The 836-nt window shown below is 46.5% G+C and carries 2 protein-coding genes; one reads left to right on the top strand and one right to left on the bottom strand.

Annotated elements, in window-relative coordinates; all coding sequences use genetic code 11:
• Positions 1-191 (bottom strand): CHC2 zinc finger domain-containing protein (locus Xsze_RS21495; protein WP_143707621.1); only part of this gene is annotated, 191 nt, incomplete at its 3' end.
• 124 nt (positions 192-315) lie between these two features.
• On the opposite strand from Xsze_RS21495, the gene Xsze_RS21490 reads away from it, so the two are divergent.
• Complete coding sequence (locus Xsze_RS21490) at positions 316-726, top strand: helix-turn-helix domain-containing protein (protein ID WP_038235456.1); 411 nt, start codon at positions 316-318, stop codon at positions 724-726.
• The last annotated feature ends 110 nt before the right edge of the window (positions 727-836 follow it).

Here is an 836-nt window from a genome sequence, read left to right as displayed (position 1 = left end):
CAACCAAAGCAGTGATAGAGATTTTTCGCCGGGGTGATCACCATTGACGGCGTTTTTTCCTGATGGAACGGGCACAGTACGATCATGTCTTTACCGCGCGGGGTTAACTTCCGCCCCTGCTGCTCAATGAGGGCCACTAAGGAGACGGCGGATTTTAGGTGCTGTAATTCTGCGTCGGGAATGCGAGCCATATCACTTATTCCTTTAAAAACCTGTCAAGATTTATTTTGAATCGCTAGGCGATATATTATATAATCGTTATACGATAGTAAAGCAAGTCGTTTTAGGAACACGCCTTATACTCTGGAGCATTTTATGGCTGATATGACAGACGAGATTATGCAGACCGAAGAACAGCGCCGAGCATTTGGTAAGCGACTCAAAACGCTACGTAACCAACAACGCCGGACACAAAAAGAAGTTGCCGCTCTGATTGGCTTGCAGCTTTCGCAGTACAACAAGTACGAGTCTGGGATGCATATCCCGCCTGCGGATAAATTGATACAACTGTCTGAGTTGTTCACGACGACGATTGATTATTTATTACTGGGTTCGTCAGCCGAACAACTCCCACTGAGTAATACGCGGTTAATGGAACGTTTTAAAGCGCTGGAAGAATGCCAGCCAGAAGAACAGGAGACCGTGATTAAGCTGATTGATGCCGTGATTATGAAGCACCGGGTTGAGTCAGCGGTGCGCTCAGTTGAGCAGGAGAGAGGCAACTAAAGATAAGGCGTTTTTAACACGGTGTTGTCGTGCTGTAACACTACAACACCGCTAACCATAAGCAACTACAGAGGAGTTGAATGATGGCTAAGGCGCATTCTAAGCAAAAC

It is taken from the genome of Xenorhabdus szentirmaii DSM 16338, assembly GCF_002632585.1.
GTDB classification, from domain to species: domain Bacteria; phylum Pseudomonadota; class Gammaproteobacteria; order Enterobacterales; family Enterobacteriaceae; genus Xenorhabdus; species Xenorhabdus szentirmaii.
The sequence above is the reverse complement of the archived record's forward strand: the minus strand, read 5'-3'. Positions and strand labels throughout refer to the sequence as shown.